We start from the raw sequence: 8,738 nt of genomic DNA, 5'->3' as shown, positions 1-8,738 counted from the left end.
TGGTACTTGCAGACGCGATGGTCACCAGGCGGGCGTCCCCTTGGAGCCGGCTAGCAGGCAGGTGACGACCAGTTGGGCGGCACCGGGCTCTTGAACGCACTCGGGCCGTTCGGCCCGCTGGTGTCGCTCAGCTCGCCGACCTCGCCCCATCCGCCGCCATAGCCGTACCAGGGCTGCGACTTCACGTTCTGCACAGGCCGTTTGTAGGTCTCCCAGAGCTCGCCGCCGCCGTTCGCGTTGTCGTTCACACCGGGGAACCCGGTCGGGAACGTGCCTGCCTTCTGGTAGGTGGCGTGTGTGCCCAGCGCGGAGTACCCGACGGGATGCGTGCCGACCTTCGCGGCGGAGGCGTAGCTCTGCACGCAGTACTTGCCGTGGTGGAAGTACGCCACGGTGATCGGCTTGTTGCCCGCGTCGAGCCGGACCGAGACGCGCTCCCAGTCGCCCTCGTGGTTCTGCACGGACGCACCGTCGTTGTAGGCGTAGAACAGCCAGTACGTGACGTGCGAACCCTTGGCGTAGTCGAAGTAGACCTCCGCCTGGACGCTGCCGATGCCGCGTTTGTCGTTGTCGAGGTCGAGGAACATGCCCTCCTTCGCACCCAGCTCGCCGTGCGGGCGCACGTTCTGGTTGCTCGAGTACTTCTTGCCGCTGTGCGAGCAGAGCTTGCCGGTGGAGTTGTGCTGGTAGCCGCCGGAGCCGAGCGTCTTGGCGTTGACGCTGCCCCGCCCGGCGATCTCGTGGTCGGGGCAGCCGCTGTGCGACCAGCGCAGCGACGAGTTCTGCAGGAACTCGCCGGCGTTCGCGGGCCGCTTCGACTCGCCCTTGGTCAGGTGGATCACCGGCGCGTAGGTGACCCAGAGATCGGCCGCGCTCGCCGGGACCGGCACTGCGAACAGCAGAGCCGCCGCAGCGCACCCCGAAATGACCTGCTTCATCACGTTCTGTCCCTCCTCTGTGGACAGAACCTACGCAGGTCCGCCCACGGCCGGCAACTCGACGACGAACCGCGCGCCACGCGGGAAGCGGTCCTCCACCCAGACCCGGCCGCGGTGGCGGTGCACGTGCTCGCGGACCAGCGCGAGCCCGAGCCCGCTGCCGGTGTCGTCGCCGCGGCTGCCGGGCCTGCCGCGCGCGAACCGTTCGAAGATCTGCTCCCGCAACGCTTCCGGCACGCCCGGCCCGCCGTCCTCCACCTCGATCCGCGCCACGGAGCCGTGCTGCCGCACCGACACGAAGATCGCGCCGTCCGCGTGCCGTTCGGCGTTCTCCATCAGGTTGGCCAGGACGCGGTCGAGCCGCCGCCGGTCGCCTTCCACCGTCACCGGGGACGCCGACACGGGTACCGCACGCCAGCGAGACGCGATCACGTGCCGCACCAACGCGCTCAGGTCGAGCTCCTCTGGCTCGTAGTCGTCGGTCTGGTCGGCGCGCGAGATCTCCAGCAGGTCCACGACCATCCGGGCGAACCGGTCGACCTCCGAAGTGAGCAGTTCCAAAGCAGTTCCAGCGGTGCCCGGCAGATGCTCGCGACGACGCCGCAGCACCGCGCCCGCGTTCACCATCGTCGTCAACGGCGACCGCAGCTCGTGCGACACGTCGGACGCGAACCGGGCATCGCGCAAGGCCCGTTGCTCCAGGGCGTGCGCCGTCGAGTTGAACTTCGCCGCCAACGCGGCCAGGTCCGGGTCGTCCTGGTCGGGCAACCGGGCGCGGAGATCGCCACCGGCGATCCGCCCGGCGGCGGAGTTCAGCTCCGCCAGCGGTTTCAGCGCCCGCTTCGACGCCCACGAGCCCAGCGCCGCGCCGAGCAGCGCGGACCCGATCGTGCCCGCGATCAGCACCGCGCTGAGGAAGCCGAACGTCCGATCCAGCTGCTGCAACGGGAACAGCTCCACGTAGACCGAGTCGCCCGCCACCGGCCGCGTCACGGCGATGACCTCCAGCCCGGCCACCGTCAGCCGAGCCCGGCCCGGCGGGTGGTCCACCAGGTCGGGAGGCAGCTCGGACGGCTCGACCTTGCGGCCCGCCGTCACCAGCCGCCCCGGGCTGAGCACCAGGATCGTCGAGTCCGGGCCGGTGGTGAGCCCGGCCAGCAACTCGTCGAGGCCAGGCGAGGACAGCGACTTCTCGACCAGCCGCACGTTCACCTCGGCCTGCCGCGCCGCGCTCGCTTCCCGTTGCCGCAGCATGTAGCCGGAGGCGAGGTTCCAGGTCGCGAACGCCAGCACACTCGTCACGATCAGCAGGCCCGCACCGAACGAGAGGGTGACGCGGCAGCGCAGCGAGAGCTTCACGAGCGGATCCGGTACCCGGTGCCGCGCACGGTGAGCACCAGCGCTGGATCATCCGGGTTGGCCTCGATCTTGCGGCGCAGTCTCCTTATGTGCACGTCGAGCAGTCGAGTGTCACCAAAGTAGTCATATCCCCACACCTTTTGCAGCAACTGTTCCCTGGTGACGATTCGCCCGGCCGCACCAGCGAGTTCCAGCAGCAGCCGGAATTCGGTGCGGGTGAGATGAACGCGTTCGCCCGCTCGGTGCACCAGTCCTTCCTGCGGACGGATTTCCAGATCACCGATCCGAACGGCTTCCCGGCCGGGTCCGCGTCTGCGCAACAAGGCGCGGATCCGGGCCGCGAGAACACTGGCCATCAACGGTTTCGTGACGTAGTCGTCCGCGCCCGCCTCCAACCCCGCGATCACGTCACGGGCGTCTGTTCGGGCTGTCACAACGATTATCGGCAGGTCACCGCGGGACCTGAGCGTGCGCACGACCTCCAGGCCGTCGATGCCAGGCAGGGTCAGGTCGACCAGCATCACGTCGAACGACTCGGTCTCCAGACGTCGTAACGCGTCTTCACCCGAAGAAGCCTCGTCAACGGTGAAACCCTCGTCGGACAAGGCGAGGCTCAACGCCTGCCGGATTCGCTCGTCGTCTTCGACCAGCAGGACCCCTACGCACACAACGACTCCACTGTGTGAGAGCCGCGGCGACGGCGTCTCACACAGTGGAGTGAAAGTCGATCAAAAGCAAGAACGTTTCGGTTCAGAATGCTGTCAGGGTGATTTTTGCCGAACGCGGGTTCGGTTCGTGGACAAGTGACTCGAAGGCGCCGACGTCATCGAACGCGAACCCGTACGCCTTCCCGTCGGCCATGTTGGCGTGCACGATCCTCGAGTAGTGGTTGGTGATCGAGCGCGTGTAGAACTGGCTCGCGTTGTACGTCGGCTGGGTGTGGATGAACCCGAGCGTCGAGCGGTTCAGGGCCGCGCACAGCGAACGCGAGATCGCGCCGACGTCGTTGTTCGGAGCCGCGAGCCGGCCGTCGCAGTTGAAGACGTCCCGCGTCGACGGCTGCTGGAACGACGCGACCTGCTGACCGGCCGTGTTGGTGAAGTTCAGGACCCCGCCGCTGGTGCGGCCGGTGAACTTGCGGTTCGGCTCGTTCTGGAACGGAACCACGGTCAGCGGCGTGTTCTGGTAGGTCGCCCACGTGCTGCTGACGTAGCTGGAGAAGTACGAGCTCGAGAACACGCCCGCGTCGAGACCCTTGCTGGGGTTCAGGACGCGCAGCCGCGTGCCGTCGCCCCGCGTGTAGACCAGCCGCGCCCAGTCGCCGCCGAGCTGCTGGTGCTGGTCGAAGACGCGGTTGCGGCCGCCCGCGACCAGCTGACCGGTCTTCTTGGTGGCGCCGGCCTGCGACGTCGCCTCGACCGCGTGGGGGACGCTGAACATGTCCACCTGCGAGCTGTTCAGCCACAGCCCGCCGCCGTTGTAGGTGAACTCGCTCCAGTCGAACAGGATGTCGCGGTTGGGGTCGCCGCCCGCCCACGGCGCGGGTTGCACCAACCCGTTGGGTACGAGGCTGAACTTCAACTTGTCCCGGAAGGACATGTAGAGCCGGCCGCCGGCGAGGTTGATCGGGATCTGCAGAGTCCTGCTACCGCCGTTGGCAGGACCCGGGATCGAGACGTCCGGTGCGGGCACGGGTGGGATGGCCCCGCCGGACCAGGCGGTGAACTGGCCGTTCGCGTTCACGTAGCCGAGCCTGCCGCCCATCTCGCCGGTGATGTACAGGAACACGGCGTCGCCACGGCCTGAGTTGTTCGTGACGGTGAGCGGGAGCAGGTTCGGTGGAGCCGCTTGCACTGGTGCAGACATCGTTGTCAGCCCAAGTAGGGCCGATGCCGCGAGCAGCAGGAGCTTGCGCATCGACTATCTCCTCACTGAGACAGACTGCGCCTGACTTCAGGGCAGTGAGAGCGCTCTCATACTCCTGTCTCTTAATACTCAGCGTGAACGTGTTGATGTGTCAAGAATGGTCTTCATGCGCGCGCTGACGGTTGATCTTGCACAAGCCGGCTCTTTGTCGATCTCCGAACTTCCCGATCCGGTCCCCGGTCCCGAGGATCTGCTGGTCGAGGGGCTGGCGATCGGGATCTGCGGCACGGACCGGGAAATTGTGCGCGGCGAGTTCGGGGTCGGCGGAACTCTCGTGATCGGACACGAGTCGTTGGGCCGGGTGATCAGCGGGCCGGGGTTCGAGCCCGGTTCGCTGGTGGCCGGGGTGGTGCGGCGGCCTGATCCGGTGCCGTGCGTGGCGTGTGCGCGCGGCGAGTTCGACATGTGCCGGAACGGGCAGTACACCGAGCGCGGGATCACCGGGCTCGACGGGTACGGCTCGACCACGTGGACGGTCCCGTCGATCTACGCCGTCGGTGTCAGCTCGTCGACAGGTGTGCTCGTCGAACCGGCCTCGGTGGTGGTCAAGGCGTGGGAGCGGCTGGACCAGCTGGCGCTGTTCCCCTTCGAGAGCGTGCTGATCACGGGTGCCGGGCCGATCGGGTTGCTGGCGGCGTTGATCGGGGTGCAGCGCGGCCTGGACGTGCACGTCTTCGATCTGGCTTCCGATGGTCCGAAGCCCGGCCTGGTGGAGTCGCTCGGCGCGACCTACCACCGGAAGCTTCCTGATCACCAGGTCGTGATCGAGGCGACGGGCGCACCGAAGCTGGTCGCGCAACTGCTCGGACGCGAGCTGGTGTGCCTGACCGGGGTGCCGTCCACTGAGGAGGTGCCGGTGGATCTCGGGCAGGCGAACCGGGATCTGGTGCTGCGCAACGGGATCATGTTCGGCACGGTCAACTCGAACGTGCGCCACTACCGGGAGGCCGCCGCGGTGCTGGACCGGGCGGACGACGCCTGGGTGTCGTCGCTGATCACTCGGCGAGTTCCGCTGGAGTCCTTCGCGGAGGCGTTCGAGTCGCGGCCGGGCGACGTGAAAGTGGTACTAGAGCTGTGAGAACGATTGCGGCGGCCAGCAGGAGGGCGTGCTGGTAACCGTGGCGGAGCAGGGGAGCGGCGATGAGCGGGCCGATGATCTGGCCCGCTGAGTAGCCGGTGGTCAGCACGGCCGCCGCGCGGGGGAAGCCGAGCTCCGCACCGGTCTTGAGGGCGACCCCCGCGATCGTGAGGAACGTGCCGCCGAACAGGATCACGGCGATCAGGGCCACCGCGGTGCCGCCGATCAATGCGGGCAGGGCGATGCCCACGGCCTGGACGGCGAGAAGCACCGGCAGGTTGCGGGCGCGGATCGTCACGGAAAGGGCCGCGGAGATGCCGGCGAGGATCCACGCGGCGCTGCCGAGGGGGCCGCTGATGGCGGCCACGAGGAAGGTGCCCGCGATGATGTAGCCGACGCCTTCGAGGGTGTAGGCGGCGAACAGGGCGCCGAAGCCGTGCTTCCTGGAGGTGGTGGCCTGGGGTTTCACGTTCTTCGGTTCCAGAGGCCATGCGCCGAGCGTCAGCAGCGCGGACAAACCCGCCGACACCCACCAGGCGACCTGCCACTGTCCCCACGCCAGCACCAGCGACCCGGACAGCGCGATCCCCACCCCGACCCCGGACAGTCCCCAGCCGGGTCCCGCGTTCACCGCCGCCACGAACACCAGCGCGCTCGCGATCCCGGCCAGCAGTCGCAGCACGAACCACGCAGCGAAGCTGTGCGTGAGCGGCATGCCGGCGAGCGTGGCCACCAGCAGCACGAGGGCGACACGGTTCGTGGTCCGAGAAGGTGCCCGAACGATCGTGGCGAGCGCGCCGGCGAAGTAGCCCAGGTAGTTCGCGGTGGCCAGGCTCGCGGCTCCGGTGGCGCTGAGCCCGGCCTGAGCGGTCATCAGGGGCAGGATCGGGGTGTAGACGAACCGACCGATGCCCATGGACGCCGCGAGTGCCGCGGCGGCCTGGCGGGCGCTCATGAACGTCCCGGGTCGTTCGGGTGAGGCTGCACGGCGGTGACGTTGAACGCCATCCACGGGCTCAGCGGGAGCGTGCCGAGGACGTTCGCGTGCAGGTCGTCCTCGTCGTCGGCCTGCCACAGGCCGATGCTGCGCATCTCGCCGATCGGGCGCCACAGCCGCACGAGGTTGCCGCTTGCCGCGAGTTCCTTGGCCCGGACGGCTTCCAGCGCGCGGCGTGAGTCCACTTCGGACTGGCTGGTGCCGTCGGGGATCGTGGTGGTGATCTCGACGATGAACTCTCTCATGCACTCATCGTGCGACCGGGTGGGTGTGGGGCGCCACGACCGGCTTTCTCCTGCGTGAGAGCCTGAACCTCCTAGGATGCTCAGCGTGGAACTGCGTCAGCTCCGGTACTTCCTCGCGGTCGCCGAGGAGCTTCACTTCGGCCGGGCCGCGGCACGCCTGCTGATCGCGGGACCGTCGCTGTCGCAGCAGATCAAGGCCCTCGAACGCGACCTGGGCGTGCCTTTGTTCGCCCGCGACCGCCGCACGGTCGCGCTGACCTCTGCCGGAGCCGCGCTGGTCCCCGAGGTGCGGGCGTTGCTCGAGCGGGCCGACGAGCTGCAACGGCACGCGCAGCAACTGTCCGGGTCGCAGCCGGTGCGGATCGGGTACGTGAACTGGCTGCCACCGGACCTCACCGCACGCACGGCCGGTGTCGCGCAGCTCTACGTGGACGCGTGGGTCGTGCCGTCGCACGCGCAGGCCGCACGGGTCGCGGACGGCAGCCTCGACCTGGCCGTGTGCTGGATCCGCAACAAGGACATCACTCAGCTCGGTCTGAACGCGCAGCTGCTCGGCGCCGACCGGCTCTACGCGGTGTCGGTCGGCACCGACACGAGTCCGGTGCGCGCCAAGGACATCGCGGTGCTCGTCGACGACGACGTCACGTCGTGGCAGTCGTGGAACGAGTACGCCGAGGAGTTCGCCCAGGACACCGGCGCCGCCGTCCGGCGCATCCACAACGGTGCCATCACCGGGCCGGCGTTCTTCGACCACGTGCGGGTGTGCACCACGCCGGTGCTCAACTCGCCGAAGGGGCAGACCACCCCGTTGCCGCCGGACCTCGTGCAGCGGCCCGTGATCGACCCAGAGGTGCTGTGGACGTGGTCGCTGGTCCGCCGCGACGACGAGGTCAGGACGGCTGTGCTCGCGGCAGCCGAGGCCATCACGCGGCCGGTGGGCGACCTCGGGCTGCACCGCGAGGGCGTCTGGTTGCCCGCGGACGACCCCTGGCGTGCGCTGCGAGGCTGAGCCTCCCACGAAGGAGAAAACGCGTCGCAATTCCGGGAAATCAACCCGGACCGCGGCGGGTTGTGGCTGTCAGTTCCACTCCTTCGAAAGTGAGGCAAGAGAATGTCGAACAAGGTGGCCATCGTCACGGGTGCGTCGCAGGGAATCGGTGCGGCACTCGTCCCGGCCTATCGCAAGCTCGGCTATTCGGTCGTGGCGGTGTCCCGGTCCGTCGAAGCCGCGGACGATCCCGAGGTGCTGGCGATCCGGGCCGATCTGTCGAAGCCCGGCGAGGGCGCGCGGGTCGTGAGCGAAGCGCTTGCGCGGTTCGGCCGCGTCGACACGCTCGTCAACAACGCCGGGATCTTCGTCGCGAAGCCGTTCGCCGAGTACACCGACGAGGACTTCGCGAACGTGATCGGCACGAACCTGGTCGGCTTCTTCGACATCACGCGCAGCGCGGTCGGTGCCATGAACGGCGGGCACGTGGTCAACGTGTCGACGACGCTGGTCGACCACGCGCTGTCCGCCGTGCCGTCAGCGCTCGCGTCGCTGACCAAGGGCGGTCTGAACGCCGTCACGAAGTCGCTGGCGATCGAGTACGCGGCCCAGGACATCCGCTTCAACACGGTCGCGCTCGGCATCATCCGCACGCCGATGCACGCGCCCGAGACCCACAAGACGCTGGCCGGGCTGCACCCCGTCGGCAGGATCGGCGAGATCTCCGACGTCGTGGACGCGATCACCTTCCTGGAACAGGCCGGCTTCGTCACGGGCGAGATCCTGCACGTCGACGGCGGCCAGAGCGCGGGGCACTGACATGAGCATCGAAACCGTCATGAACCGGTGGAAGGACGCCGTGGACGCGCACGAACCCGAGCGCGTGGCCGCCAATTTCACCGAGGACGCCATTTTCCAGGGCCTGCACCCGTACGGCGTGGGCAGAAAAGCGGTCGCCGAGTACTACGATTCCCAGCCCATCGGCATGAAGGCCGAGTACGAGGTGCTGGAAACGCGGAAGCTCGCCGACGATCTGACGCTCGGCTATTTGGGCGTCGATTTCTCGTTCGTGGACCGGCCGGCGATCAACGTGAAGCTGAGCGTGCTGATCAAGGGAGACCTGATAGCGCACTACCAGGTCTCCCTGCTCCCGAACTAGTGACGCGTCGCTGCTAGTAGTACTTCGTCAGGTCGCGCTGACCTGGGC

The 8,738-nt window shown here is 68.3% G+C and carries 10 protein-coding genes; 4 read left to right on the top strand and 6 right to left on the bottom strand.

Annotated features, from left to right (window positions below):
* Positions 1-50 precede the first annotated feature (50 nt).
* From UK23_RS46840 to UK23_RS46825, 4 genes are all read right to left on the bottom strand, one after another.
* Positions 51-938 (bottom strand): hypothetical protein, encoded by an 888-nt coding sequence (locus UK23_RS46840; RefSeq protein ID WP_045318339.1) that lies wholly within the window; start codon positions 936-938, stop codon positions 51-53.
* Positions 939-968: 30 nt separating this feature from the next.
* On the bottom strand, positions 969-2,297 hold the full coding sequence (locus UK23_RS46835) for a sensor histidine kinase (protein ID WP_045318338.1): 1,329 nt from the start codon (positions 2,295-2,297) through the stop codon (positions 969-971).
* Positions 2,294-2,965, bottom strand: a complete 672-nt coding sequence (locus UK23_RS46830; protein WP_045318337.1) for a response regulator transcription factor — start codon at positions 2,963-2,965, stop codon at positions 2,294-2,296. The genes UK23_RS46835 and UK23_RS46830 overlap by 4 nt, the downstream gene beginning before the upstream one ends.
* A gap of 82 nt (positions 2,966-3,047) precedes the next feature.
* A complete protein-coding gene (locus tag UK23_RS46825; RefSeq protein ID WP_231115001.1) occupies positions 3,048-4,163 on the bottom strand; it encodes a beta-1,3-glucanase family protein in 1,116 nt (371 codons plus the stop codon).
* A 166-nt stretch (positions 4,164-4,329) separates the two neighbouring features.
* Here UK23_RS46825 and UK23_RS46820 point away from each other — a divergent pair, with 166 nt between their 5' ends.
* The gene (locus UK23_RS46820) at positions 4,330-5,301 is read left to right on the top strand and encodes an alcohol dehydrogenase catalytic domain-containing protein (RefSeq protein WP_045318340.1); all 972 of its coding nucleotides are present in this window, start codon (positions 4,330-4,332) and stop codon (positions 5,299-5,301) included.
* Here the strand turns inward: UK23_RS46820 and UK23_RS46815 are convergent.
* Both UK23_RS46815 and UK23_RS46810 read right to left on the bottom strand, forming a co-directional pair.
* Positions 5,219-6,256, bottom strand: coding sequence for a YbfB/YjiJ family MFS transporter (locus UK23_RS46815; RefSeq protein WP_045318335.1), 1,038 nt, complete (start codon positions 6,254-6,256; stop codon positions 5,219-5,221). The genes UK23_RS46820 and UK23_RS46815 overlap by 83 nt on opposite strands.
* Entirely contained in the window at positions 6,253-6,543 is a 291-nt protein-coding gene (locus tag UK23_RS46810) for a muconolactone Delta-isomerase family protein (RefSeq protein WP_045318334.1), read from the bottom strand. The genes UK23_RS46815 and UK23_RS46810 overlap by 4 nt, the downstream gene beginning before the upstream one ends.
* Before the next feature lie 76 nt (positions 6,544-6,619).
* On the opposite strand from UK23_RS46810, the gene UK23_RS46805 reads away from it, so the two are divergent.
* The 3 genes from UK23_RS46805 to UK23_RS46795 all read left to right on the top strand — a co-directional run bounded on the left by UK23_RS46805 (position 6,620) and on the right by UK23_RS46795 (position 8,690).
* Positions 6,620-7,552: a LysR family transcriptional regulator gene (locus tag UK23_RS46805; protein ID WP_045318333.1), complete on the top strand. Its 933-nt coding sequence runs from the start codon at positions 6,620-6,622 to the stop codon at positions 7,550-7,552.
* A 102-nt stretch (positions 7,553-7,654) separates the two neighbouring features.
* Positions 7,655-8,350 (top strand): SDR family NAD(P)-dependent oxidoreductase, encoded by a 696-nt coding sequence (locus tag UK23_RS46800; protein ID WP_045318332.1) that lies wholly within the window; start codon positions 7,655-7,657, stop codon positions 8,348-8,350.
* A 1-nt stretch (position 8,351) separates the two neighbouring features.
* Complete coding sequence (locus tag UK23_RS46795; protein ID WP_045318331.1) at positions 8,352-8,690, top strand: nuclear transport factor 2 family protein; 339 nt, start codon at positions 8,352-8,354, stop codon at positions 8,688-8,690.
* Positions 8,691-8,738 lie beyond the last annotated feature (48 nt).

It is taken from the genome of Lentzea aerocolonigenes (genome assembly GCF_000955955.1).
GTDB lineage: Bacteria > Actinomycetota > Actinomycetes > Mycobacteriales > Pseudonocardiaceae > Lentzea > Lentzea aerocolonigenes_A.
The sequence above is the reverse complement of the archived record's forward strand: the minus strand, read 5'-3'. Positions and strand labels throughout refer to the sequence as shown.